Here is a 24,862-nt window from a genome sequence, read left to right on the forward strand (position 1 = left end):
GCGGCTAGATTGGACGGTTATCGTCGCGGTCGACCGCACGCCGTTGCGGCGCCAGCAGCAGCCACACCACGACAGGCCACAGCGCCACGCAGACGAAACTCTCGGCAAAATACAGCCAGCCCGGAAACTTGCCGCTGACGGACATCCGTATCACCAGCTGTATCAGCTGCGTCAGCAGCATCAGAGGCAGGACGTGCAGCGCCTGCACGCTGACCGAGAACCACAGCACGCGGCGATGGATCATGATGGCAAAGTAAGACAGCAGCGTGTACGCCAGCGCATTCTGGCCGAGCAAGGTAGCTTCGTGCACATCCATCAGCAAGCCCATGCAAAAGGCGATGCCGATGCCGATCTTGCGCGGCTGGTGGATGCTCCAGAACACCAGCACCAGCGCCACGAAATCCGGCACGCCGGGCCACTGGCCCCAGGGCAGCAGGTTAAGCAGGAATGCCAGCAGCAGCGTCATCGCAATGAACAGCGGATTGGCCGGCAACAGGATGTAATGTGGACGCATCATCGGACGCCGGCTCCTTGCGGATTTTTACGCGCGGCTTCGGCATTGCTTTCTTTCGCCGCTTCCCTGGTCTTGTCGCGCGTGCTTTCGGTCAGCCGGCGCTTGCTCAATATGTCGGCCTTGCTATTGGGGATCGCAGCTTCATCATCCGGGCGCGCTACGGGATTGGGATCAACCAGCAGGATCAGCAGCTGGGTATGGCGGTCGATGCCGGCCACCGGTTCGCAGACGATATGCGCAAAGGCGTCAGCCGACTTGGTTTCGACCTGCACCACCTTGGCTACCGACAGGCCGGCCGGATAAACGCCGTCGATGCCGGAAGTCACCAGCAGGTCGCCCTTCTGGATATCGGCGTTGGAAGACATGAAACGCAAGTCCAGGTAGCCCGACTGGCCGCGCCCGTAAGCCACGCTGCGCAAGCCGTTGCGCAGCACCTGCACCGGGATCGCCTGGTCCTTGTCGGTCAGCAGCGTCACTTCGGAGGTAAACGGGAATACGCGCGTCACCTGGCCGACGATGCCGGCGTCGTCGATCACCGGCTGGCCGGTGGCGACGCCATGCTGGGAGCCGCGGTCCATGATCACCTTGCGGGCAAACTGGTCGCGCGCGTCGTACAGGATTTCGCTCATCACCGATTTCACGGACAGCCGCTGTTCGACCCCGAGCAGTTTGCGCAGCTGGGCATTTTCAGCGGCCAGCTGCTGCGCCTGCTGCAATTGCTGGGCGCGTTCGCCTTGCTGGTTGCGCAAGGTCTGGTTTTCTTTTTCCACCGTCGACAGCGAAGAAAAATAATCGACCACCCTGTTGGCCGCGTCACGCGGCATCAGGGCCACCATCTGCAAAGGATAAAGCGCGGTGCCGACCGCCTGGCGCAGCAACAGCAAGGCGTGGATACGCGAATCGGCAATCAGCAGGGCCAGCGCCAGCAGCGTGCATATCACCGCCTTGGCGCGGGCCGAAGCGCCTTGCTTGAAGAGGGGTGGTGGACTGTATTCCATCAGTAATGGACGGGTTCGGTTTGGTCAATGGCTGGCGGTACAAACACGTTCATGCGCATGTTCATGCCGTAGATACGAAAGCGGGTCGCATGCATCAATGCACCGACCCGGTTGCCGCTGCCCGACCTCAAGAGCACGCTGGAGAGGCTGGGCAAGCGTCGCATCAATCTGGTTTACTCGTAGGAAAAGATCGAGCCCAGCTTGTCCATCCGCTCCAGCGCCATGCCGGAGCCGCGCACCACGCAGGTCAGCGGGTCTTCGGCCACGATTACCGGCAAACCTGTTTCTTCCATCAGCAGGCGGTCCAGGTCGCGCAGCAAGGCGCCGCCGCCGGTCAGCATCATGCCCTTCTCGGCGATGTCCGCGCCCAGTTCCGGCGGGGTCTGTTCCAGCGCGTTCTTGACGGCGGAAACGATGTTGTTGAGCGGGTCGGTCAGGGCTTCCAGGATTTCATTGCTGGAGATGGTGAACGAGCGCGGGATGCCTTCCGACAGGTTGCGTCCCTTGACTTCCATTTCGCGCACTTCCGAACCCGGGAAGGCGGAGCCGATTTCCTTCTTGATCGCTTCGGCGGTCTGTTCGCCGATCAGCATGCCGTAGTTGCGGCGGATGTAATTGACGATGGCTTCGTCAAACTTGTCGCCGCCGACGCGGACCGAGCCCTTGTAGACCATGCCGCCCAGCGAAATGATGCCGACTTCGGTAGTGCCGCCGCCGATGTCGACCACCATCGAACCGGTGGCGTCCGATACCGGCAGGCCGGCGCCGATTGCCGCCGCCATCGGCTCTTCGATCAGGAATACCTGGGATGCGCCGGCGCCCAGCGCCGATTCGCGGATCGCGCGGCGCTCAACCTGGGTCGAGCCGCAAGGCACGCAGATGATGATGCGCGGCGATGGTTTGAACAGCTTGGTGTCATGCACCATGCGGATGAACTGCTTGAGCATCTGCTCGGTGACGGTGAAGTCGGCGATCACGCCGTCTTTCATCGGCCGGATCGCTTCGATATTGCCGGGAACCTTGCCCAGCATCTGTTTTGCTTCCCGCCCGACGGCCTGGATTGTTTTCTTGCCGTTAGGCCCGCCCTGCTGGCGAATTGCGACAACCGACGGCTCATCGAGGACAATACCTTGGTCGCGTACATAAATCAGCGTATTCGCGGTACCCAGGTCAATCGCCAGGTCATTCGAAAAGTAACTGCGTAAAAATCCAAACATGAATTGTTCCAATGCGCAACAATGATGCGCTCAAACGTTTTTTAGGGGGGTGTCTAGTATCCGGCGCATGGTAAAGATCGATTACCTGCCGCATGGACGCAACATTCTACCTTATAATTTGACTCAAATTAGGGCGTATAGCGCTCAAAATGCTTGCTATTTACAAAAATCTGAGAAGTTATCGGCAAGCAAAGTATTTCCATTTTAATCATATGCGCCTAAGTGCGCGCTCGAAAAACGAAAATCATGTCATTAGCCCTTTCCGACGTTAAGCGCATTGCCAACCTGGCACGCCTCGAACTCACCGAAGACCAGGCCGCTTCCACACTCGACAAACTGAACGGCATTTTCTCGCTGGTCGAGCAGATGCGCGCGGTAGACACCACCGGCATCGAGCCGCTGAGCCACCCGATTGCAGCGCTGCAGCAGGATTTGTCGCTGCGCTTGCGCGACGACGTGGTGACCGAATCGAATCATCGCGAGGATTACCAGAAAGTGGCGCCGGCAACCGAAGACGGCCTGTACCTGGTGCCGAAGGTCATCGAATAAATCGAAGCTTGCGCCATGTGCAAGCCTTGGATATCCCGCAAAGCTCATATTTAAAAGTACTCATGCATACCAAAACACTCAAGCAACTGTCGGTGCTGCTACACGAAAAGAAGATCTCGGCCGAGGAACTGGCGCAGCTGTACCTGGCCAGGATCCAGCACAGCGACCTGAATGCGTTCCTGCACGTCGACCAGGAGCTGACGCTGCAACAGGCGCGCGCCGCCGACTCGCGCCTGGCGCAAAACGACAGCACGCCGCTGACCGGCGTGCCGATCGCCCACAAGGATATTTTCGTGACGCGCGGCTGGCGCGCCACCGCCGGTTCGAAAATGCTGGAAAACTACATCAGCCCGTTCGACGCCACCGTGGTAGAACATTTCAACAACGCCGGCATGGTGACCCTGGGCAAACTGAACTGCGATGAATTCGCCATGGGGTCGTCCAATGAAAATTCGCACTTCGGCCCGGTCAAGAATCCTTGGGACAAGACCGCGATTCCTGGCGGTTCATCGGGCGGTTCGGCAGCGGCCGTTGCGGCGCGCCTGACGCCTGCCGCGACCGCCACCGACACCGGCGGCTCGATCCGCCAGCCAGCCTCGCTGTGCGGCGTCACCGGCATCAAGCCGACTTACGGCAGCGTCTCGCGCTTCGGCATGATCGCCTTCGCCTCGTCGCTGGACCAGGCTGGCCCGATAGCGCAAACCGCGGAAGACTGCGCCTTGCTGCTGAACGCCATGACCGGTTTCGATGCGCGCGATTCGACCAGCCTGGAACGCAAGAAGGAAGACTTCAGCGCCGGCCTCGACCAAGACCTGAAGGGCCTGCGCATCGGCATTCCGCGCGAATATTTCAGCAGCGGCCTGTCGGCCGATGTCGAACAGGCGGTGCGCGCGGCGCTGCAGGAATATGAAAAGCTGGGCGCCACGCTGGTCGACATATCGCTGCCGAAAACCGAGCTGTCGATCCCGGTCTACTACGTGATCGCACCGGCCGAAGCATCGTCCAACCTGAGCCGCTTCGACGGCGTCCGCTACGGCCACCGCGCCGCCGATTACAAGGACCTGGCCGACATGTACAAGAAGTCGCGCGCGGAAGGTTTCGGCGAAGAAGTGAAGCGCCGCATCCTGGTCGGCGCCTATGTGCTGTCGCATGGCTATTACGACGCCTACTACCTGCAGGCGCAAAAGATCCGCCGCCTGATCGCCCAGGATTTCCAGAACGCGCTGACCGGCCCGAACCGCCAGTGCGACGTCATCATGGGGCCGGTCTCGCCGACCGTGGCCTGGGACCTGGGCGCCAAGGCGGACGATCCGGTCGCCAACTACCTGGCCGACATCTACACGCTGTCGACCAGCCTGGCCGGCCTGCCCGGCATGTCGATACCTTGCGGTTTCGGCCAGGGCGAGAAAAATGCGCGGCGCCCGGTCGGCCTGCAGATCATCGGCAATTATTACGAGGAAGCCAGGCTGCTCAACGTCGCGCACCAGTACCAGCGCGTGACCGACTGGCATGTGCGCAGCCCCGAGTAAAGAGCGATCGCCTCGTGATGTCATCGATCTTGCTTTTTTCCCGGAATCGCCGCGCCAGGCTGGCGGCATTGGCTTTGTTCGCCTTTGGCGCCACGCTGTTGACGCCGGCAATCCAGGCGCAGCAATTGCAGACCAAATTCGGCTGCAACCTGACGCGCGAAACGGATGGTGAAAAAGTGATCTACGGCGACACCGGCGAATTCAAGCTGGACGGCGACCGCATCGAAGCATTGCGCTGGGAGTCGGCGCTGTACCGGCCGACCCACGGTTTCGAATGCAGCATCGACACGGGCGATGACCCGCAAGCCGAAGTCCGGCAGGATGGCGGCAAGGACAACTGGCGCATCACCTTGAAAGATGCGGCCGCCGCACGCCGCCAGCGCGGCTATGATTTTTACGATCACGGCATGAATTGCAGCATCCGCCTGCAGCGCGACGGCGACAGGTTGCACGTGATACCAAGCTGCCCGGCGCTGTGCGGCTCAAGAGCGAATTTTACGGAACTGTCGGTGGATTTGAAAACCGGCGAGTGTAGTTACCAAGATAAATAAGGAAATCATTATGCAGTGGGAAGTCGTGATCGGTCTGGAAACGCATACGCAACTCTCGACCAAATCAAAAATCTTCAGCGGCTCGTCGACCCAGTTCGGCGCCGCTCCCAACACCCAGGCCAGCCCGGTCGACCTCGCGCTGCCCGGCGTGCTGCCAGTGCTCAACCGCGGCGCGGTGGAGCGTGCGATCCAGTTCGGCCTGGCGGTGAACGCGACGATTGCGCCGCAGTCGATCTTTGCGCGCAAAAACTACTTCTATCCCGACCTGCCGAAGGGCTACCAGATCAGTCAGTTTGAAATTCCGGTGGTCCAGGGCGGCAAGGTTTCCTTCGTGCTGGAAAAAGACGGCAAAAGCGAACTCAGGACCGTGCAGCTGACGCGCGCCCACCTGGAAGAAGACGCCGGCAAATCGCTGCATGAAGATTACCAGGGCATGAGCGGCATCGACCTCAACCGCGCCGGCACCCCGCTGCTGGAAATCGTCACCGAACCGGACATGCGCAGCGCCGCCGAAGCGGTGGCCTATGCCAAGGCGTTGCACTCGCTGGTGATGTGGCTGGGGATTTGCGACGGCAACATGCAGGAAGGATCGTTCCGCTGCGACGCCAACGTCTCGGTGCGCCCGGTCGGCCAGGCTACCTACGGCACCCGCAGCGAAATCAAGAACCTGAACTCCTTCCGCTTCCTGGAAGAGGCCATCAACTACGAAGTGCGGCGCCAGATCGAAGTGATCGAAGACGGCGGCAAGGTGGTGCAGGAAACCCGCCTCTACGATCCTGACAAGAAGGAAACGCGCTCGATGCGCAGCAAGGAAGATTCCCAGGATTACCGCTATTTCCCGGATCCCGACCTGCCGCCGCTGGTGATCGGCGCGGAATGGGTTGAGCGCGTGCGGGCCACCATGCCGGAACTGCCGGGCGCGATGCGCGAGCGTTTCGTGCGCGATTTCGGCCTGTCGGAATACGACGCCGCAGTGCTGACCCAGTCGAAAGCGATGGCCGGCTACTTCGAAGCGGTTACCGTGAAAGCCGGCAAGGAGCAAGCCAAACCCGCCGCCAACTGGCTGATGGGCGACCTGTCTTCGGCGCTGAACCGTGAAAACGTCGAGGTTGCCGATGCGCCTGTCAGTGCGGTCCAGCTGGCAGTGCTGCTGCAGCGCATCGCCGACGGCACGATCTCCAACAAGATCGCCAAGGAAGTGTTCGGCGCCATGTGGGACGCCCGGTCCGCGCAGGAGAACCTGGCCGACGAGATTATCGAAAGCAAGGGACTGAAGCAGATTTCCGATAGCGGCGCGCTGGAAAAAATCATCGATGAAGTTTTGGCGGCCAACGCCAAATCGGTCGAGGAATTCCGCGCCGGCAAGGAAAAAGCGTTCAATGCCCTGATCGGCCAAGCCATGAAAGCCACCAAGGGCAAGGCCAATCCTGCGCAACTGACCGAGCTGCTGAAGCAGAAACTGACTGCTTAAAAAAAATAGCGGCTGGCGCTATCGCCAGCCGCTATGGCTTGACCATCTTCCTTCCTGCCTAGCGAGACACCTGCGCCTCCGGCATCGCACCAATCAATTCCCTGTAGTGTTTCAGCGTTTCGTCGAACTTGCCGTTGATGCGGCCTAGCTCAGCCTGGTGGTCCGCCATGCTTTTCTGGTTGTAGGCGATGTCGCGGTTGGCGTCGTCGATCTTGCTGCGCAGCGAGGCCGGCAAGGTTTTCCGGTGCTTGTAAAATTCAGCTTCGGTATTGGCGGCTTTCAGCTGGTTCTGCGCATCGTCGATGGCTACCTGGTCGCGTTTGATCAGGTCTTGCGACAGCGACAGGTAATAGCGGCGCGAAGCTTCGATGTCGGCTTCGCTGCGATAACGCGACAGCAGCGCGCGGTCCTGCTGGCGCCGCTGTTCTTCCGCCGCCTGCTCGACGCGGCGCTTGTCGTCCAGCGCCTGCTGCTGGCGCTTTTGCTCGGCCGTCAGCGGCGCCGGGATTTCGCGTTTGACCACGCCGGCCTTGCTCAGCTCCAGCACCTTGCTGTTGGAGCATTCCGGCATCGGATGGTCGCCGGTGATGGTGTGGCCGGCCGCATCCTTGCAGGTATAAATCTGGCCGTGCACAAGCAACGGCAGCAGCCCAGCCGCACTGAAAAACAAACTCCGCAAAAAAGTTAGAGCAATCCGATTCATTCCCATCATCCACGACAGCTACACATTGATTTGCCATCCGGCGCAGACGACGGGCCTGCCGTCATGCTACGCCGTAACGCTCGCGGTAAGCCGCCACTGCTGCCTGGTAGCGGTTCAGTTCAGCGTCGGCGCCAGCGCCGGAAATATATTCCAGCAAGTCGTTCAGGTTGCCGATCGAAATCACCGGCATGCCATACGCTTGCGTTACTTCTTCTACTGCCGAGTTGGCCGACAGCGCATCGTCCTTGCCGGATTTCTCCATCCGGTCCAGCGCAATCACCACCGCACATGGCGTGGCGCCGGCCGCGCGGATCATCTCTACCGATTCGCGCACCGAAGTGCCGGCCGAAATCACGTCGTCGATGATCAGCACGCGCCCCTTCAACGGCCCGCCGACGATATTGCCGCCCTCGCCGTGATCCTTGGCTTCCTTGCGGTTATAGGCAAACTGCACATTGCGTCCTTGCGCCGCCAGCGCCACCGCGGTCGCCGACGCCAGCGTGATGCCTTTATAGGCTGGCCCGAACAACATGTCAAATTGCAAACCCGAATCAATCAGGGTACGCGCATAAAACTGCGCCAGCTGCCCCAGCGCGGCGCCCTCGTTGAACATGCCCGCATTGAAGAAATACGGTGAGGTGCGCCCTGCCTTGGTCACGAACTCGCCGAATTTCAGTACTCCAGCCTTGACCGCAAATTCTATAAATTGTTGACGTAAATTGTTCAAAATGCACTCCAGACGGTTGAGGCTGACAAATTTTGTCGCTGTTTACAGCACATTAGCGACACCAGACCGCCATTTTAAATGGAGTTCATCCCTTCCACAGCAGTAAGTGCAAACACCATGCCTGCCCGCAGACCGTTTTTAACCTGCAACCTGCCTCGCGCACGACAACGGGCCTTCGGTTATCCTTAGGCATCTCCTTATACTCTTTTTTATCGACCAAACATGCCAAGAATCATTTCCGCCAATCTCAACGGCATCCGCTCAGCGGCCAGAAAAGGCTTTTTTGAATGGATGGCCAAGCAGTCAGCCGATTTCATCTGTGTCCAGGAACTGAAGGCGCAAGCCGCCGACATGACGCCGGAATTCCTGGCGCCGGAAGGCTACGTCGGCCACTTCCACTACGCTGAAAAGAAGGGTTATTCGGGCGTCGGCCTGTATAGCAAGCGCAAGCCCAACGCTGTGCGGATAGGCTTCGGCAATCCTGAATTCGACGCCGAAGGGCGTTATGTGGAGTGCGATTTTGGCGACCTGACGGTGATTTCGCTGTACTGCCCGTCCGGCTCCTCCAGCGAAGAACGGCAGATCGCCAAGTTCCGCTTCATGGAAGCCTTCCTGCCGCACCTGCAGCAACTCAGGGAAAGCGGCCGCGAAGTCGTCATCTGCGGCGACTGGAATATCGCGCACCAGGAACGCGACCTGAAGAACTGGAAGGGCAACAAGAAAAATTCCGGCTTCCTGCCGGAAGAACGCGCCTGGCTCACCCACCTGTTTGAACAAGTGGGCCTGGTCGACGTGTTTCGCCAGGTCGACCAGCGCGACGAACAATACACCTGGTGGAGCAACCGCGGCCAAGCCTGGGCCAAGAACGTCGGCTGGCGCATCGATTACCACATCTCCACTCCCGGCATCGCCGCCAATGCGCATGCCGTCGCCATCTACAAGGACGAGCGCTTCTCGGACCACGCGCCGCTGACGATCGACTACACCTGACTTAGGCCTGGACCGGCTGGCCGTCGACAAACACGATCAGCTCGCCTTCGCCGAACTTGGTCCACACTTCGTTGGTGGTGAGCGGTTCGGTGACGATCACCGCTACCCGGTCTTGCGGCGTCGTCACTTGCGAGAAGTCGACGCTGACGTCTTCGTCCGACAGATGGGCTTCGGCAAACGGAAACTGGCGCACGATGTAATACAGATTGGTGGAGCAATGCGTGTACAGGGCCGAGCCATCCGACAACATCACGTTGAAAGTACCGTGGGTGGCTATCTCACGCGTCAGTTCATGCACAGCGCGCGTCAGCTCGGCCTGCGCCGGCGGCGTATCGCCGAAACGGCGCCGCAGCTGCTGCAGCAGGTAGCAGAAAGCCAGTTCGCTGTCGGTATTGCCGACCGGCCGGTATGGCCCGTCCAGCTGCGGCGCAAATTCCTTGAGATCGCCGTTGTGGGCAAACACCCAGTAGCGGCCCCATAGCTCGCGCACAAACGGATGGCAGTTTTGCAAGGCGACCTGGCCCTGGGTAGCTTTGCGGATATGGGCGATGACATTTTTCGACTTGATCGGGCAGCGCCGGATCAGCTCCGCTACCGGCGATGCAATTGCTGCCTGGTAATCGACAAAATGGCGCACGCCGCTGCCTTCGAAGAAGGCGATGCCCCAGCCGTCGCTATGATGGCCGGTCTGGCCGCCGCGGGTGGCGAACCCGGTAAAACTGAACACAATGTCGGTCGGCACATTGCAGTTCATTCCAAGTAACTGACACATATTCCTGAACCAAGTGAGATAAGCCGCTAATGACAGATCCTGCCTGTCGCCCGGTAACGTTATCACGCAGCAGCCGTAAGCAAAAGTTAAATATGGTGGCGATATCAGTTCGGCGCTATACCTTGTATAGCCTGCCTCAAATGGCCCGCGGCCGCTTTGCCAGCAATATGTACGGAAAATGAGCGCCGGCACCAGATCCGGCGCCTGACAAAGAGGAAGAGACAATGCCGCCGATCAGTCAAACGCCGCGTGCCGACGCACGCTCCCCCGCACCTTTCCCTATTCCCAGGCCAGAATACCCGCGCACCCGCTGGTGGCTGCTATTGCTGCCATTGGCGCTGCTGCTGGCCAGCGTCAGCGTTATCACCGGCGCCGCCGAACTGCCCAAGATCATCTATGTGCGGCCGGTGCCCAACAATGACGACGTGCTGCTGCAGCAAGGAACCAGCGGCGTCAACAACGCCGCCAAGCTGTACCGGCTGCAAGCCAGCACCCTGGAAAGCCAGCCGACCCGCGCCGGCCGCCAGCAGCAGCTGGACAATGCGGTCCAGCAAGGCGCCGGGATTGTGGTGGTGATGGGCATTGAATTCAAGGAAATACTGGACAAGGTCGCGCGCCAGGCGCCGCAAACCCGCTTCCTGATCCTGGAACATTGCATCGATAATGCCGCCAGCAACATCACTTGCATCACTTTCCGGGAATCCGAAGCCAGCTACCTGGCCGGCATGCAAGCGGCACTGGCGTCAAGCAGCGGCAAGATCGGGCTGATCGGCGCCAGCAATACCGCATTGCGCCAAAAGAACAGCGCGGCTTTCGCCAACGGTGCGCGGGCCGCCAAGCCGGCAATTTCGGTGCATGAACCGCTGTGGGTGGAAGGCGCGCAGCCTTTCAACGATCCGCCGCGCGCCGAGGCGCTGACCAAAACCATGCTGGGCGACGGCGTCGATGTCATCTGGGCCGCCGCCGCCGGCAGCAATCCCGGCATCTTCAAGGCGCTGACGCCGCAATCGCGCGCCAAGGCGATCGGCAGCGGCGTCAACCAATGCATGCAGGCGCCGGGACGGGTGCTCGACAATGTCGAAGTCCATGCCGATACCGCGATTGTCCTGGCGGTGGGCCTGCTGGCGAACGGTTCGACCGCCTCGCGTTTTGACTTCGGCCTGAAAGAAGGCGCGGTGGCGCTGACCGCGCTGGGCCTGGACGCCGCTTATTCGGAATGCGAAATCCTGCGCCAGCGGCCGCTGCTGCTGAAGCTGCGCGAGACCGGCAGCGCCATCGCCAGCGGCAAGCTCAAAGTGGATTAGGACCTGTTGACCTGGCAGGCATGGCCCGATTCTGATAGCGTTGTGGTTTTATTCCGGGCGGAGCGGCATGGATCAACTGGCAGCGATGCGTGCATTCCGGCGCGTAGTCGAAACCGGCAGCTTCACTGCTGCGGCGGCAGAACTCAACCAGTCGCACACTATCGTCTCGCGCCAGGTGCGCCAGCTGGAGCTGGAGCTGGGCGCGCAGCTGCTGAACCGCACCACGCGCCGCTTCGCCCTGACCGAGGCCGGCCAGGAATATTATGAGCGCAGCCGCCAGATACTCGACCAGCTGGATGACGCCGCGCAAGCGGTGTCGGCGCACCAGGCGCGCCCGGCCGGCACCTTGCGGATCAACGCGCCGATGGCGTTCGGCACCCTGGAACTGGCGCAATGGCTGCCGCAGTTCATCCTCGCCAACCCGCAGCTCAAGGTTGACCTGGTCTGCAACGACCGCCTGGTCGACGTCATCGAAGAAGGGTTCGACGTTGCGCTGCGCCTGACGCGCGCCCTGCCCGACTCGACCTTGGTCGCCAAGCGCCTGGCGACCTGCGGAATCCTGCTGGCGGCGGCGCCGGATTACCTGAAACGGCAAGGCGTGCCGCAGCAGCCGGCCGACCTGGCGCAGCACAATTGCCTGACTTACACGCTGGCGCAAAAGCCGAATGAATTCCTGTTCCAGGCCGCCGACGGCAGCGAACATGCAGTCAGCGTGCGCGGCAACCTGCAAGCCAACACCGGCATTGCATTACGCTCGGCAGCCTTGGCCGGCCTGGGCATTGCCGCCACCAGTTCGTTCATCGTGCATGAAGACTTGCGGCGCGGCGACCTGCTGCAGGTCTTGCCCGGGTACACGCTGAAACCGCGCGACCTGTATGCAATCTATCCGCAAAACCGGCACCTGTCGCCCAAGGTCAGGGCGTTTGTCGATTTTGCCGCTGACTGGTATCGCAGCCCGCGCTGGGAGTAATGGGCCTGCTTATAAATGCAGGTGAAAATGGCCGCCGCCGAACAAGCCAATCAGGCCGATGGCGATCAGGTAGAAAGCGACGATATAGTTCAAGAGTTTCGGCATGACCAGGATCAGGACGCCGGCGAGCAGGGAAACCACGGGTACGAGCGACAGATGAAGATTCATAGGCATTCTTTTTATGATGGAAAATGGCAAACACGCCCCGCTTCACAACGGAAACCGAGATTGCTGCCGGGCCGTCGATTTTACAAGATGAGCGCCATCATACGATGATTTTCCACACTGAATTCACTGTCCGCATCGAACCGAAGGGGTGGACCTTCACCACGCCGGAGGCCGTCCCTTTGCTGGAAGCCGCGCGCCGCTCCGCCATCAATTTGCCGAGTTCATGCAGGAACGGCACATGCCGCACCTGCATGTGCCGTCTGCTGAGCGGACAAATACGCTACCAGATCGAATGGCCGGGCCTGAGCAGCGATGAAAAGAAGGACGGTTACATCCTGCCCTGCATCGCCTATGCGCAATCGGACCTGGTCATCGAAGAACCCCGCGCCGCTGCTTTGCCGGCATCAGGCTAAACGCGCCGCCACGGCGCGATGCTGCTGCGTCAGTCCGCCAAAACCGTAAGCCGCGGCACGTACGTCGTGGACATGGACATAACTTTCGTGATGCAGCTCGCCCAGCAATGCGCCGATTTCCTTGAAGACGGCGTCGATATACGCCGCCTTCTCGTCGGCGGTATTGGTCTCGTCGGTAATCCGGATATCGAGGAAAAAACTGGTTTTTCGCTGCGCCGCCAGGGACGGGCCGCCGACAAACCAGTGGGCCGGATCGACGTGCGAAATGGCGATCGAAGTCAGCTCCGGTTTCTTGTGCAGGATTGCCGCGGTCAGGCGCGACAGCGTGCTGGCGACCTTGGCGGAAACGACGGTGTCGGGCGTGGTGGATAGCAGTACGGTAAGGATAGGCATGATGTCAGCTCCATGTTTGGTTAAAAAACTCAGATGGCCAGTTCGAGGATTTCGCTGGTGGTACGGATTTCTGCGACGGCATCGGACAACCCGGTCAGCACCGCCTTGTGCAAGTCCTTGTGGCTGACCACGCTGCCGTCCCAGCTTTCGATGTCGCGGGTGGCGCTGGCGTCGCTGGCGATGATGACTTGATAGCCGTGGGCGCCGCCGTCGAAAGCGGAGGCCGCCACGCAATTGTTGGTCATCAGGCCGCTGATGATCAGTTTCTTGACACCGCGCGCCTGCAATTGCTGCTGCAGGTCGGTGCCGGCAAAAGAGCTCGGGAAAGTCTTGTGAATAATTGAATGATGCGCAGCGCGTTGCACCTCCGGATGGATTTCCGCCATGACGGTGTTTTGCGTAAACAGCGGCCGCTCGGCGGAACCCCATTGCTGGATATGGAATACCGGCATGCCATGCTTGTCGGCGAAGGCAATCAGGCGATTGGCGTTGCGCACCACCGCCAGCCCGTCAGGGATCGGCAGTTTTCCGGCGAAATATTCGTTCTGGATATCGATCACCAGCAAAGCCGTCGATTGCGGATCCAGGCTGGTGCTGGGAGCTGCGCCAACGATGGCGCGGATGGTCGGGTTGCCGCTTGGTTTTGCAGTCGAGGCAGTCATGTGAACTCCTGGTGGTGATCTGGAGTACACAGGTTAAGCCAGCGACCTAGCGGAGAACAGCAGGCTGGCGGCACATTATTTGTGCTGGAACAGCACAAATGCCTGAAAATTTAAATTTCCCGCTTTGCTTCTAGATACAAATAAGACCAAATTCAGACTATAATCAGTCCATCAGTCGTAACGGCAGCTTCCAGCGGAAGGAGACAGGTAATGAAATTCTCGACTCAAGTCAAACCAATCAGCTACCTCAAGAGCCATGCGGCCGAGATCGTCAAGGACATCACCGAGAGCCGCGAGCCCATGCTTATTACCCAGAACGGCGAAGCCAAACTTGTCGTGATGGACGTGCGGTCATATGAGGAACACGAAGAAACCTTGTCCTTGCTGAAAATTCTGGCGCTAGGCAACCGCGAAATTGAACAAGGGCAGCTTCATTCCGTGGCTGACGTATTTGCGGAACTGGACAAAGAAGACGCGCAATGAGTTTTCAAGTCGTTTTCCTTAATTCGGCAAAGCTGGATTTGCAGGAACTGAAAACCTACATCACAAAGAATTTTGGCCAGGAAACGTGGCAGGCCAGTTACCGCAAACTGAAAGAAACCGTGCATGGCCTTGAGGATTTTCCCCTCAAAGGGAAAGTACCCGAAGAAATTCAAAGCCTGAATCTCACGCAATACCGGCAGGTCATCTCTGGCATGAATCGGATCATTTATGAAATCCGCCAGCAGACCGTCTTTATCCACATCGTCTGCGATACCCGCAAGGACATGAGATCGCTGCTGACTAAACGATTGCTGAGAATCTAGCTCCGCTTAATCTGCCAGCGGCAACGGACTGGACGGCTTGATCTCCTCCAGGCAAACCATGGACCGCACCCCCGCCACTCCCGGCACTTGCATCAGGCGATCGGTCAGGAACGCCGACAGCGATTTCAGGTCGCTGGCCGCCACCTTCAGCAAATAATCGAAATCACCCGAGATCGTGTAGCACTCCAGGATTTCCGGGAACAGCCGGATCGCCTTTTCCAGCTTGCGCACCTGCTTGAACTGTTCGCGCGCGATGTTCAGGTTGACGAAGGCCACCACTCCGAGTCCGATCGCGGCCGGCTCCACCTGCGCCGCATAACCGCGGATGATGCCGTCTTTCTCCAGCCGCTGCACGCGCCGGTAGCACTGCGGCGGCGACAGGTTGACTTGCTCCGACAGCTCCACATTCGATGCGCGGCCGTTGACCTGCAGGGTTCGCAGCAAAATACGGTCGTAGCGGTCGAGTTTTTCCATCCCAATCTCCTTTTATGCATGATTCGTGCACATTACAGTGAATTCATGAGCAATTATGCACAAATATTTCCAGTGCTTGTGATTATCATGTAACCAGATACAGCACACCTATAAAACAGCATTTTGCAGCTACCTCTAAGCACCGCAGCCGGCGCCCGCCAGCCGGGACCAGATGCGATTGGCGTTTGCGCCGGTCCATGCGCTAGGTTTTTAGAAGTGGCCTCACCAGGAGCCGACCATGAAGAACCATGCAATAACTCTCGAAGACCGATACTGCGCCCACAACTATGAACCGCTGCCGGTAGTGCTCAGCAGCGGCAAAGGCATCTGGCTGTGGGACCAGGACGGCAAGCGTTACATGGACATGATGTCGGCCTATTCCGCAGTCAGTTTCGGCCACAGCCACCCGACCCTGGTGGCGGCATTGAGCAAGCAGGCCGGCCAGCTGGCGGTGGTCTCGCGGGCGTTTTACAGCGACCAGCTGGGGCCTTTCCTGCAATTGCTGTGCGAAATGACCGGCATGCCCAAGGCGCTGCCGATGAACAGCGGCGCGGAAGCGGTGGAAACAGCGATCAAGGCAGCCCGCAAATGGGGCCACAAGGTAAAAGGCATCGCCGACCAGACAGCTGAAATCATCGTCTGCCGCGGCAATTTCGCCGGCCGCACCACGACCATCGTCGGTTTCTCGTCGGAAGCCCAGTACCGCGACGGCTTCGGCCCGTTTTCCGGCGGCTTCGCCACGGTGCCGTTCGGCGACGCCGCGGCGCTGGAAGCCGCCATCACACCGCGCACCGCCGCTTTCCTGGTGGAGCCGATCCAGGGCGAAGCCGGCATCATCGTGCCGCCCGAAGGCTACCTGGCGAAGTGCCGCGAAATCTGCGACCGCCACAATGTGCTCCTGATCTGCGACGAAGTGCAGACCGGGCTGGGCCGCACCGGCCGCCTGCTGGCCAGCGACCACGACGGCATCAAGCCGGACGGCCTGATCCTCGGCAAGGCGCTGGGCGGCGGCTTGCTGCCGGTCTCGGCCTTCCTGGCCAGGGAAGACCTGATGGCGGTATTTACGCCCGGCGACCATGGCAGCACCTTCGGCGGCAACCCGCTGTCGGCCGCGGTCGGCCATGCCGCCTTGCGCCTGTTGCGCGAAGAAAAGCTGGCAGACAACGCGCAGCGCATGGGTGAGCGCTTGCTCACCGGGCTGCGGGCGATACAGCACCCGGCCATCCGCCAGGTCCGCGGCAAAGGCTTGCTGATCGGCATGGATCTCGACCCCGGCTTCATTTCCGCGCGCGAATTCTGCGAACGCCTGATGCAGCAAGGGATCCTGTCGAAAGACACGCACGACACGGTGGTGCGCTTTGCGCCGCCGCTGATCATTACCGCCAACGATATCGACGCTGCGCTGGAAGCGATCAAGCACACGTTTTCATCTTTACTCACACCCCCCGCTCACCTGACCGAAAGGAGCTACGCATGACCAACTACCTGCTGGACCATACCGTGGACGACACATTCCTCATGTGTGCTCCGGACCACTTTGAAGTGTCCTACGTCATTAATCCGTGGATGGCTGGCAATATCGCGCATGGCAACCGGAGTCTCGCCATGCAGCAATGGCTGGCGCTGGTGGAAGCCATCGGACAGGTAGCGAAGATCAAGATGATGCCGGCCATGCCGGGTGTGCCTGACCTGGTGTTTACCGCCAATGCCGGCGTGGTGCTGGGCAACAAGGTGGTGCTGTCGCGTTTCCGCCACGTCGAGCGGCAAGCCGAGGAAGTGTATTTCGAGGCGGCGTTTACCGCCCATGGCTTCGAGGTCCTGACCCTGCCGCCGGAACTGCCTTTCGAAGGCGCCGGCGACGCCTTGATGGACCGCAGCGAAAACCTGCTGTGGTTCGGCCATGGCCACCGTTCCGACGTCGCCTGCGCAACCAGGCTGTCCGAGCTGCTGGAGATCGAAGTGCAGCCGTTGAAGCTGGTCGATGCCCGCTTCTATCACCTCGATACCTGCTTCTGCCCGTTGGCCGGCGGCTATGTCATGTATTTCCCGGAAGCCTTCGACGCTGCCTCGCAAGCGCACATTGCGGCGCGCGTTCCTGCCGACAAGCGGATCATCGTCGGCAGCGAAGACGCCTTGCATTTTGCTTGCAATACCGTCAATTCCGGCCGCCACATCTTCCTGAACCAGGCATCCGACACCCTGGTGACGCAGTTGCAGGCGCACGGTTTTGTTGTGCATCAGACAGCATTGACCGAGTTCCTCAAGGCCGGCGGCGCAGCGAAGTGCCTCACCCTGAAGCTCAACGAACCGCAGCAGACAGTCTCGCCGCAGGTCAGCCAGCAAGCGGCGTAGCAGCCAAGGAGCGTACGCAAGCCCTTGATTTAACGTATAATTTCTGGCATTGCCGTTGCAAAAAACCCGGCGCTATCGGCGACCGGGTTTTTTGCGTCCCCACTGACCAGAGTACGTTAATGACACCAACCGCTGCAGCTTCGACCGTATCCACCGAAACCCGCCTGCGCCAGCTGCTTGCGCAGCGCATCCTGATCCTGGATGGCGCGATGGGCACCATGATCCAGCAGTACAAGCTGACGGAAGAAGATTATCGCGGCGGTCCCAAGGGCCGTTTCATCGACTTTACCGGCCCCGGCCGCGAGCTGTTCGTCAAAGGCAATAACGAACTGCTGTCGCTGACCCAGCCGCACATCATCAGCGAAGTCCATGAGCAGTACCTGGCGGCCGGCGCCGACCTGATCGAGACCAACACCTTCGGCGCCACCACGGTGGCCCAGGACGATTACCATATGGCGCAGCTGGCCTATGAGATGAACGTGGTTTCGGCCAAGCTGGCGCGCGCCGCCTGCGACAAGTACTCGACGCCGGACAAGCCGCGCTTCGTCGCCGGCGCACTGGGGCCGACGCCAAAGACAGCGTCGATTTCGCCCGACGTCAACGATCCAGCCGCGCGCAACGTCACTTTCGACCAGCTGGTCGCCGCCTACCTGGAACAGACGCGCGGCCTGGTCGAGGGCGGCGCCGACGTGCTGCTGGTCGAAACCATTTTCGACACGCTCAACTGCAAGGCAGCGCTGTTCGCCATCGACACCTTCTTTGAAGAATCCGGCCTGCGCCTGCCGATCATGATTTCCGGCACCGTCACCGACGCTTCCGGCCGCATCCTGTCGGGACAAACCGTGCCGGCGTTCTGGAATTCGATCCGCCACGCCAAGCCGCTGACGGTCGGCCTCAACTGCGCGCTGGGCGCGGCCTTGATGCGGCCTTACGCTGAAGAGCTGTCGAAAATCGCCGATACCTTCGTCTGCATTTATCCGAACGCCGGCTTGCCCAACCCGATGAGCGACACCGGCTTCGATGAAACCCCGGACGTCACCTCGTCGCTGCTCAAGGATTTCGCCGAAAGCGGTTTCGTCAACATCGCCGGGGGTTGCTGCGGCACTACGCCGCCGCATATCAAGGCGATTGCCGACACCGTCGCCAAGATCCCGCCGCGCGCCGTGCCGGAGACCACGCATGAAATGCGCTTGTCAGGACTGGAGCCGTTCACCATCGACGACGATTCGCTGTTCGTCAACGTCGGCGAACGCACCAACGTCACCGGCTCCAAGGCGTTCGCGCGCCTGATCCTCAACGAACAGTACGATGAAGCGCTGGCGGTAGCGCGCCAGCAGGTCGAGAACGGCGCGCAAGTCATCGATATCAACATGGATGAGGCGATGCTCGATTCCATGGCGGCGATGCAGCGCTTCCTCAACCTGATCGCCTCCGAGCCGGACATCGCGCGGGTGCCGATCATGATCGATTCGTCCAAATGGACGGTGATCGAAGCCGGCCTGAAATGCGTGCAAGGCAAGGCGATCGTCAACTCGATCTCGATGAAGGAAGGCGAGCCGGAATTCCTGCGCCAGGCCAAGCTGTGCCGCCGCTACGGCGCCGCCGTGATCGTCATGGCCTTCGATGAAAAAGGCCAGGCCGACACCTTCGAGCGCAAGATCGAAATCTGCGAGCGCGCTTACAGATTGCTGGTGGACCAGATCGGTTTCCCGCCGGAAGACATCATTTTCGACCCGAACATTTTCGCCATCGCGACCGGTATCGAAGAACACAACAACTACGCCGTCGATTTCATCAACGCCACCCGCTGGATACGCGAGAACCTGCCGCACGCCAAGATCAGCGGCGGCGTCTCCAACGTCAGCTTCAGCTTCCGCGGCAACGATCCGGCGCGCGAAGCGATCCATACCGTGTTCCTGTATCACGCGATCAAGGCCGGCATGACCATGGGCATCGTCAACGCCGGCATGATGGGCGTCTACGACAACCTGCCGGCCGAATTGCGCGAGCGGGTCGAGGACGTGGTGCTGAACCGCCGGGACGATGCGACCGAGCGCATGATCGAGATCGCCTCGACCCTGAAGGCCGGCGACAAGAAGGAAGAAGCAACGCTGGAATGGCGCAGCGGCACCGTGCAGCAGCGGCTGGCGCATGCGCTGGTGCAAGGCATCACGCAGTGGATCGTCGAAGACACGGAAGAAGCGCGCCAGGAATTGCTGGGCAACGGCGGCCGGCCTATCCATGTGATCGAAGGCCCGCTGATGGACGGCATGAATATCGTCGGCGACCTGTTCGGCCAGGGCAAGATGTTCCTGCCGCAGGTGGTCAAGTCGGCGCGCGTGATGAAACAGGCGGTGGCTCACCTGATTCCCTACATCGAGGAAGAAAAACGCCTGCATGAAGAACTGACCGGCATCGCCGCCAAGCCCAAGGGCAAGATCGTGATCGCCACGGTCAAGGGCGACGTGCACGACATCGGCAAGAACATCGTGTCCGTGGTCCTGCAATGCAACAACTTTGAAGTGGTGAACATGGGCGTGATGGTGCCGTGTTCGGAAATCCTGGCCATGGCGAAAGCCGAGAACGCCGACATCATCGGCCTGAGCGGCCTGATCACGCCGTCGCTGGAAGAAATGGCGCACGTCGCCAAGGAAATGCAGCGCGATCCGTATTTCCGCAGCGTCAAGATGCCTCTGCTGATCGGCGGCGCCACCACCAGCCGCGCCCATACCGCGGTGAAGATCGCGCCGAACTACGAAGGACCGGTGGTCTACGTGCCTGATGCATCGCGCTCGGTTTCGGTGGCGCAGTCGCTGCTCACGCCGGAGCAGCGCGACCAGTATATCGATGAAATCGCGGTCGATTACGAACGCATACGCGAACAGCACGCCAACAAGAAGGCGGTGCCTTTGCTGACCCTGGCGGCGGCTCGCGAGAATCGCGCGCGGCTCCGGTTTGCGCCGGTCAAGCCGAAATTCATCGGCCGCCGCGTATTCAAGAACGTCGATCTCGGCACGCTGGCGCGCTACATCGACTGGGGCCCGTTCTTCCAGACCTGGGACCTGGCCGGCCCGTATCCGGCCATCCTCAAGGATGAAGTGGTGGGCGAAGCCGCCAGCAAGGTGTTCGAAGAAGGCCAGGCGCTGCTGAAGAAGCTGATCGACGGCCGCTGGCTGACCGCCAACGGCGTCATCGCGCTGATGCCGGCCAATACGGTGAACGACGACGATATTGAAATCTATACCGATGAAACGCGAGAGAAAGTCGCATTCACTTACTACGGCTTGCGCCAGCAAACCGTGAAGCCGGTGATCGACGGCGTGCCCCGGCCCAACCAGTGCCTGTCCGACTTCATTGCGCCGAAGTCGTCCGGGATTGCCGACTATATCGGCCTGTTCGCCGTCACCAGCGGCATCGGCATCGAGAAATACGAAAAACGCTTCGAGGATGCCCACGACGATTATTCCTCGATCATGCTGAAATCGCTGGCCGACCGCCTGGCGGAAGCCTTTGCCGAATACATGCACGAACGGGTGCGCAAGGACCTGTGGGGTTACGTGCCTGACGAAAGCCTGTCCAACGAAGCCCTGATCAAGGAAAGCTACAGCGGCATCCGCCCTGCTCCCGGTTATCCCGCCTGCCCGGAACACACGGTCAAGGCCGACATGTTCCAGCTCTTGCAGTGCGACGAGATCGGCATGCAGGTCACCGAATCGTTCGCCATGTTCCCTGGCGCCGCGGTATCGGGCTTTTATTTTGCCCATCCTGAATCGAAGTATTTCGTGGTCGGCAAGATCGGCGACGACCAGGTCAGCGACATGGCGGCGCGGCGCGATGTCAGCAAAGACGATGTCGAACGCTGGCTGGCGCCGAATTTGTAAATCGCACTTATAAAAAAGGGAGCGTTTTGAAACGCTCCCTTTTTTTCGGCCATTATTTCAACCGGTAAGCAACCCCGTCGTCAGTCGCCGCCCAGGTGGATGAACTTGAACAGGAAGATCGCGGCAATCACCCACACCATCACCGGCACCTGCCTGGCGCGGCCGGTGAACAGTTTCAGCGCGGCGTACGAGATGAAGCCGAAGGCAATCCCGTTGGCGATCGAATAGGTGAACGGGATCATCAGCACCGTGATCACGGCAGGCACGCTTTCAGTGCTGTCTTCCCAATCCAGGTGCACCAGTTCGCGCAGCATCAGGCCGGCGACATAAAACAATGCCGGCGCGGTGGCATAGGCCGGCACCGCGCCGGCCAGCGGCGAAATGAACAGGCAAGCCAGGAACAGGATGCCGACCGCCAGCGAAGTCAGGCCGGTCCGGCCGCCGGCCTGGACCCCGGCGGCGCTTTCGACATAAGCGGTGGTGCTGGAGGTGCCCAGCAGGGTGCCGGCTACAATTGCCGTGCTGTCCGCCAGCAAAGCCTTGTTAAGACGCGCCATCTTGCCGTTGACCAGCAGGCCGGCGCGGTTCGCCACGCCCATCATGGTGCCGGTGGCGTCGAACATCTCGACCAGGAAAAACACCAGCACGATGTTGAGGATGCCCATCGACAAGGCACCCATGATGTCGAGCTTGAACAGGGTCGGCTCGATCGACGGCGGCATCGCAACCACGCCGGTGAAGGTATTGCCGCCCACCAGGAAGCTCAGCACGGTCACGGCCAGGATGCCGATCAGGATCGCGCCCTTGACCTTCAGGTGGTCCAGCACCACGATCAGCAGGAAACCGACAATCGACAGGATCACCGGGATCTGGTGCAGGTCGCCGATCTGCACGAAAGTTGCCGAATTGGCAACCACCAGGCCCGAGCTCTTGAGCGCGATGAAACCGAGGAACAGGCCGATGCCGGAAGTAATCGCAATCCGTATCGTGGGCGGGATGCCATTGACGATCATGCCGCGGATGCCGACCAGGCTGACAATGATGAACAGGCAACCGGAAATGAAGACCGCGCCGAGCGCCACTTCCCACGACACGCCCATGCCCTTCACCACGGCGTAGGCAAAGTAGGCGTTGAGGCCCATGCCGGGCGCCAGTGCAATCGGGTAGTTGGCATAGAGCGCCATGATCAGGGTGCCGATGGCGGCGGCCACGCAGGTGGCAACGAAAACGGCGCCTTTCGGCATGCCGGCGTCGCCCAGGATGGCGGGGTTGACGAAGATGATGTAGGCCATCGTCAGGAAAGTGGTCAACCCGGCGATCAGCTCGGTGCGGACATCAGTACCGTTTTCCTTGAGCTTGAAGAAATTTTCTAGCAATTGCATTACGTGTGTCTCCTTGATTATTGTTGTTTTTGGTTTTCTGGCTGCCGCGCGGCCCCGCTTGGCGCGGGGTTCCGGCAAAGTAATGTGTTACAGAATGGGGTCACAAGTATGCTCCGGGATAAATATCAATTATTCCAGCGAGATGATAACCGCTCCCGCCGCCGCATTGATAGCCCCGGATTTGCGGCCGCCGACGATTTCCTCATTCTCGAAAATTCCGGAAATTATCAAATGCACCACAAAATGCCAATACCCTGTTTGTGACACCAGTATTTGCTTCCATGAATTACTTATTCATTCCCTATTCCATTTTCCAGATACCTGACATCAGCCGTTTCGCTATATGGCGCAGCGGCGCAAATGCTAATCTGGGCTCATAATTAATAGGCCGTTGCAAAGCCAGCCTAGTCCTACCTAACCCGCACCCAGGCGATAGCGGCAATACGGTCCAAAGGCATGGTTTTTGCAGCAGCAGCTAAACCAGATTGGAGATTGCCTTGCCTACGCCAGCCCCTCATTCCACGGCCGATAGCGTCATCCGTTTCTACTACCGTGGAGAAATCCACGCGGTAGACCAGGCCGCGCCCACCCGCACCATCTTGCAGCACCTGCGGGAAGACCTGCACTGCACCGGCAGCAAGGAAGGCTGCGCCGAAGGCGATTGCGGCGCCTGCACTGTCGTCATCGGTGAACAGACTGCCGACGGCGTCACGCTCAAATCGGTCAATTCCTGCATCCAGTTCTTGCCGACGCTGGACGGCAAAGCCTTGTATACCGTCGAAGACCTGAAACAGGACAACGGCGCCTTGCATCCGGTGCAGCAAGCCATGGTCGAATGCCACGGCTCGCAATGCGGTTTCTGCACGCCCGGTTTTGTGATGTCGCTGTGGGACTTGTACCTGAAAAACGACGGCAGCCAGGCGCCTGCCTGCAGCGCCGCGGGCGCAAGTGCCTGCCAGCCGCTGCAACGCAAGGATATAGACATCGCGCTGTCCGGCAACCTGTGCCGCTGCACCGGCTACCGCCCTATCATCGACGCTGCGCACCGGATGGGTGAATTGCCGGCAGTCGGGTTCGACCGCCAGGCCCTGCAACAGGCGCTGCAGCCCTTGCAACGCGACGACATGTTCGTCTACCGCCACGACGGCCAGGCTTTCTACGCGCCGCGCACCCTGGTGCAGCTGGTGGCGGTACGCGCCGCCAATCCCGGCGCGCGGATACTGGCCGGATCGACCGACGTCGGCTTGTGGGTGACCAAGCAGATGCGCGACCTGGGCGACATCATCTACCTCGGCCAGGTGAGCGAACTGAACGCTGTCGCCAGCCGCGACGGACAACTGGAAATCGGCGCCGGCGTAACGTTGAATGACGCCTATGCCGAGATCTGCAAGCACTATCCCGAACTGTCGGAAATGTGGCAGCGTTTCGCCTCGCTGCCGATCCGCAACGCCGGCACCCTGGGCGGCAACGTCGCCAACGGCTCGCCTATCGGCGACTCGCCGCCATGGCTGATCGCACTCGGTGCGCAAGTGGTGCTGCGCGGTCCGGCCGGGCAGCGCGCGATGCCGCTGGAAGCGCTGTACCTCGACTACATGAAGAAAGACATGCAGGCCGATGAATTCGTCGAAGCCGTGCGCATCCCGCTGCCGCATGCCGGGCAGCGCTTCCGCACCTACAAGCTGGCCAAACGCTTCGACCAGGATATCTCAGCCGTCTGCGCAGCGTTTTCGATCACGCTGGCCGGCGACACGATCAGCGATATCCGGATTGCCTACGGCGGCATGGCGGCAACGCCGAAGCGCGCCACGCTGACCGAGGCCGCCCTGCGCGGCCAGGTGTGGGGCGAAAGCGTGCTGGAAAACGCGGTAGCGCTGATGACGGACGACTACAAACCGTTGTCCGACATGCGCGCCTCCAGCGAATACCGGATGAAGACGTCGCAAAACCTGTTGCGCCGCTTCTGGCTGGAAACCCGCATCGATGCGCCGTTGCGCAGCGATCAGGTGAATCCTTTTGTGTGTGCCTGAGTCGACATC

At 60.4% G+C, this 24,862-nt stretch carries 26 protein-coding genes; 14 read left to right on the forward strand and 12 right to left on the reverse strand.

Annotation, left to right across the window (positions count from 1 at the left end):
* Positions 1-4 precede the first annotated feature (4 nt).
* The 3 genes from mreD to V8G57_RS10470 all read right to left on the reverse strand — a co-directional run bounded on the left by mreD (position 5) and on the right by V8G57_RS10470 (position 2,729).
* Positions 5-517 (reverse strand): rod shape-determining protein MreD, encoded by a 513-nt coding sequence (mreD, locus tag V8G57_RS10460; RefSeq protein ID WP_014008092.1) that lies wholly within the window; start codon positions 515-517, stop codon positions 5-7.
* The gene (mreC, locus tag V8G57_RS10465) at positions 514-1,512 is read right to left on the reverse strand and encodes a rod shape-determining protein MreC (RefSeq protein ID WP_092395415.1); all 999 of its coding nucleotides are present in this window, start codon (positions 1,510-1,512) and stop codon (positions 514-516) included. The genes mreD and mreC overlap by 4 nt, the downstream gene beginning before the upstream one ends.
* A 173-nt stretch (positions 1,513-1,685) precedes the next feature.
* Complete coding sequence (locus tag V8G57_RS10470; protein ID WP_041742639.1) at positions 1,686-2,729, reverse strand: rod shape-determining protein; 1,044 nt, start codon at positions 2,727-2,729, stop codon at positions 1,686-1,688.
* A gap of 246 nt (positions 2,730-2,975) precedes the next feature.
* On the opposite strand from V8G57_RS10470, the gene gatC reads away from it, so the two are divergent.
* The 4 genes from gatC (at position 2,976) to gatB (ending at position 6,829) form a co-directional block, all read left to right on the forward strand.
* On the forward strand, positions 2,976-3,278 hold the full coding sequence (gatC, locus tag V8G57_RS10475) for an Asp-tRNA(Asn)/Glu-tRNA(Gln) amidotransferase subunit GatC (RefSeq protein ID WP_061541870.1): 303 nt from the start codon (positions 2,976-2,978) through the stop codon (positions 3,276-3,278).
* Between the two features lie 62 nt (positions 3,279-3,340).
* Positions 3,341-4,807, forward strand: a complete 1,467-nt coding sequence (gene gatA / locus V8G57_RS10480) for an Asp-tRNA(Asn)/Glu-tRNA(Gln) amidotransferase subunit GatA (protein ID WP_342829333.1) — start codon at positions 3,341-3,343, stop codon at positions 4,805-4,807.
* Between the two features lie 17 nt (positions 4,808-4,824).
* Positions 4,825-5,358, forward strand: coding sequence for a hypothetical protein (locus V8G57_RS10485; RefSeq protein ID WP_092395419.1), 534 nt, complete (start codon positions 4,825-4,827; stop codon positions 5,356-5,358).
* 10 nt (positions 5,359-5,368) lie between these two features.
* The gene (gene gatB / locus V8G57_RS10490) at positions 5,369-6,829 is read left to right on the forward strand and encodes an Asp-tRNA(Asn)/Glu-tRNA(Gln) amidotransferase subunit GatB (RefSeq protein WP_342829334.1); all 1,461 of its coding nucleotides are present in this window, start codon (positions 5,369-5,371) and stop codon (positions 6,827-6,829) included.
* A gap of 58 nt (positions 6,830-6,887) precedes the next feature.
* Here gatB and V8G57_RS10495 read toward each other — a convergent pair whose 3' ends face one another.
* Both V8G57_RS10495 and pyrE read right to left on the reverse strand, forming a co-directional pair.
* Positions 6,888-7,541: a DUF4124 domain-containing protein gene (locus V8G57_RS10495; RefSeq protein WP_342829335.1), complete on the reverse strand. Its 654-nt coding sequence runs from the start codon at positions 7,539-7,541 to the stop codon at positions 6,888-6,890.
* Between the two features lie 52 nt (positions 7,542-7,593).
* Complete coding sequence (pyrE, locus tag V8G57_RS10500) at positions 7,594-8,259, reverse strand: orotate phosphoribosyltransferase (protein WP_092395425.1); 666 nt, start codon at positions 8,257-8,259, stop codon at positions 7,594-7,596.
* A gap of 222 nt (positions 8,260-8,481) precedes the next feature.
* On the opposite strand from pyrE, the gene V8G57_RS10505 reads away from it, so the two are divergent.
* Positions 8,482-9,249: an exodeoxyribonuclease III gene (locus V8G57_RS10505; protein WP_092395427.1), complete on the forward strand. Its 768-nt coding sequence runs from the start codon at positions 8,482-8,484 to the stop codon at positions 9,247-9,249.
* Position 9,250: 1 nt separating this feature from the next.
* On the opposite strand, the gene V8G57_RS10510 is transcribed toward V8G57_RS10505, so the two are convergent.
* Entirely contained in the window at positions 9,251-10,021 is a 771-nt protein-coding gene (locus V8G57_RS10510; RefSeq protein ID WP_342829336.1) for a class II glutamine amidotransferase, read from the reverse strand.
* Positions 10,022-10,245: 224 nt separating this feature from the next.
* On the opposite strand from V8G57_RS10510, the gene V8G57_RS10515 reads away from it, so the two are divergent.
* Entirely contained in the window at positions 10,246-11,325 is a 1,080-nt protein-coding gene (locus tag V8G57_RS10515; protein ID WP_342829337.1) for a BMP family ABC transporter substrate-binding protein, read from the forward strand.
* A gap of 67 nt (positions 11,326-11,392) precedes the next feature.
* Positions 11,393-12,295: a LysR family transcriptional regulator gene (locus tag V8G57_RS10520; RefSeq protein ID WP_342829338.1), complete on the forward strand. Its 903-nt coding sequence runs from the start codon at positions 11,393-11,395 to the stop codon at positions 12,293-12,295.
* A 9-nt stretch (positions 12,296-12,304) separates the two neighbouring features.
* On the opposite strand, the gene V8G57_RS10525 is transcribed toward V8G57_RS10520, so the two are convergent.
* Entirely contained in the window at positions 12,305-12,463 is a 159-nt protein-coding gene (locus tag V8G57_RS10525) for a DUF3096 domain-containing protein (protein ID WP_092395435.1), read from the reverse strand.
* A 23-nt stretch (positions 12,464-12,486) separates the two neighbouring features.
* Here V8G57_RS10525 and V8G57_RS10530 point away from each other — a divergent pair, with 23 nt between their 5' ends.
* Positions 12,487-12,876 carry a 2Fe-2S iron-sulfur cluster-binding protein gene (locus tag V8G57_RS10530; protein WP_342829339.1) on the forward strand — a complete coding sequence of 130 codons (390 nt, stop codon included), beginning with the start codon at positions 12,487-12,489 and terminating at the stop codon, positions 12,874-12,876.
* Here V8G57_RS10530 and V8G57_RS10535 read toward each other — a convergent pair.
* Positions 12,868-13,269 (reverse strand): tautomerase family protein, encoded by a 402-nt coding sequence (locus V8G57_RS10535; RefSeq protein ID WP_014008107.1) that lies wholly within the window; start codon positions 13,267-13,269, stop codon positions 12,868-12,870. The genes V8G57_RS10530 and V8G57_RS10535 overlap by 9 nt on opposite strands.
* Before the next feature lie 29 nt (positions 13,270-13,298).
* Positions 13,299-13,931, reverse strand: a complete 633-nt coding sequence (locus V8G57_RS10540) for a cysteine hydrolase family protein (protein ID WP_342829340.1) — start codon at positions 13,929-13,931, stop codon at positions 13,299-13,301.
* 210 nt (positions 13,932-14,141) lie between these two features.
* On the opposite strand from V8G57_RS10540, the gene V8G57_RS10545 reads away from it, so the two are divergent.
* A complete protein-coding gene (locus V8G57_RS10545; RefSeq protein WP_092395439.1) occupies positions 14,142-14,414 on the forward strand; it encodes a type II toxin-antitoxin system Phd/YefM family antitoxin in 273 nt (90 codons plus the stop codon).
* Positions 14,411-14,737 carry a type II toxin-antitoxin system RelE/ParE family toxin gene (locus V8G57_RS10550; RefSeq protein ID WP_092395441.1) on the forward strand — a complete coding sequence of 109 codons (327 nt, stop codon included), beginning with the start codon at positions 14,411-14,413 and terminating at the stop codon, positions 14,735-14,737. The genes V8G57_RS10545 and V8G57_RS10550 overlap by 4 nt, the downstream gene beginning before the upstream one ends.
* A gap of 6 nt (positions 14,738-14,743) precedes the next feature.
* Here V8G57_RS10550 and V8G57_RS10555 read toward each other — a convergent pair whose 3' ends face one another.
* Positions 14,744-15,211, reverse strand: a complete 468-nt coding sequence (locus V8G57_RS10555) for an Lrp/AsnC family transcriptional regulator (RefSeq protein WP_342829341.1) — start codon at positions 15,209-15,211, stop codon at positions 14,744-14,746.
* A gap of 238 nt (positions 15,212-15,449) precedes the next feature.
* Here V8G57_RS10555 and rocD point away from each other — a divergent pair, with 238 nt between their 5' ends.
* The 3 genes from rocD (at position 15,450) to metH (ending at position 21,444) form a co-directional block, all read left to right on the forward strand.
* A complete protein-coding gene (gene rocD, locus V8G57_RS10560) occupies positions 15,450-16,688 on the forward strand; it encodes an ornithine--oxo-acid transaminase (RefSeq protein WP_342829342.1) in 1,239 nt (412 codons plus the stop codon).
* On the forward strand, positions 16,685-17,563 hold the full coding sequence (locus V8G57_RS10565; RefSeq protein WP_342829343.1) for a dimethylarginine dimethylaminohydrolase family protein: 879 nt from the start codon (positions 16,685-16,687) through the stop codon (positions 17,561-17,563). Before rocD ends, V8G57_RS10565 begins: the two co-directional genes overlap by 4 nt.
* 119 nt (positions 17,564-17,682) lie before the next feature.
* The gene (gene metH, locus V8G57_RS10570) at positions 17,683-21,444 is read left to right on the forward strand and encodes a methionine synthase (RefSeq protein ID WP_342829344.1); all 3,762 of its coding nucleotides are present in this window, start codon (positions 17,683-17,685) and stop codon (positions 21,442-21,444) included.
* Between the two features lie 80 nt (positions 21,445-21,524).
* On the opposite strand, the gene V8G57_RS10575 is transcribed toward metH, so the two are convergent.
* Both V8G57_RS10575 and V8G57_RS10580 read right to left on the reverse strand, forming a co-directional pair.
* Complete coding sequence (locus V8G57_RS10575) at positions 21,525-22,826, reverse strand: NCS2 family permease (protein ID WP_342829345.1); 1,302 nt, start codon at positions 22,824-22,826, stop codon at positions 21,525-21,527.
* 129 nt (positions 22,827-22,955) lie between these two features.
* Positions 22,956-23,093: a hypothetical protein gene (locus tag V8G57_RS10580; protein ID WP_342829346.1), complete on the reverse strand. Its 138-nt coding sequence runs from the start codon at positions 23,091-23,093 to the stop codon at positions 22,956-22,958.
* 230 nt (positions 23,094-23,323) lie between these two features.
* Here V8G57_RS10580 and xdhA point away from each other — a divergent pair, with 230 nt between their 5' ends.
* Positions 23,324-24,853, forward strand: coding sequence for a xanthine dehydrogenase small subunit (gene xdhA / locus V8G57_RS10585; RefSeq protein WP_342829348.1), 1,530 nt, complete (start codon positions 23,324-23,326; stop codon positions 24,851-24,853).
* The last annotated feature ends 9 nt before the right edge of the window (positions 24,854-24,862 follow it).

Source organism: Collimonas rhizosphaerae (assembly GCF_038896935.1).
GTDB classification, from domain to species: Bacteria; Pseudomonadota; Gammaproteobacteria; order Burkholderiales; family Burkholderiaceae_D; genus Collimonas; species Collimonas rhizosphaerae.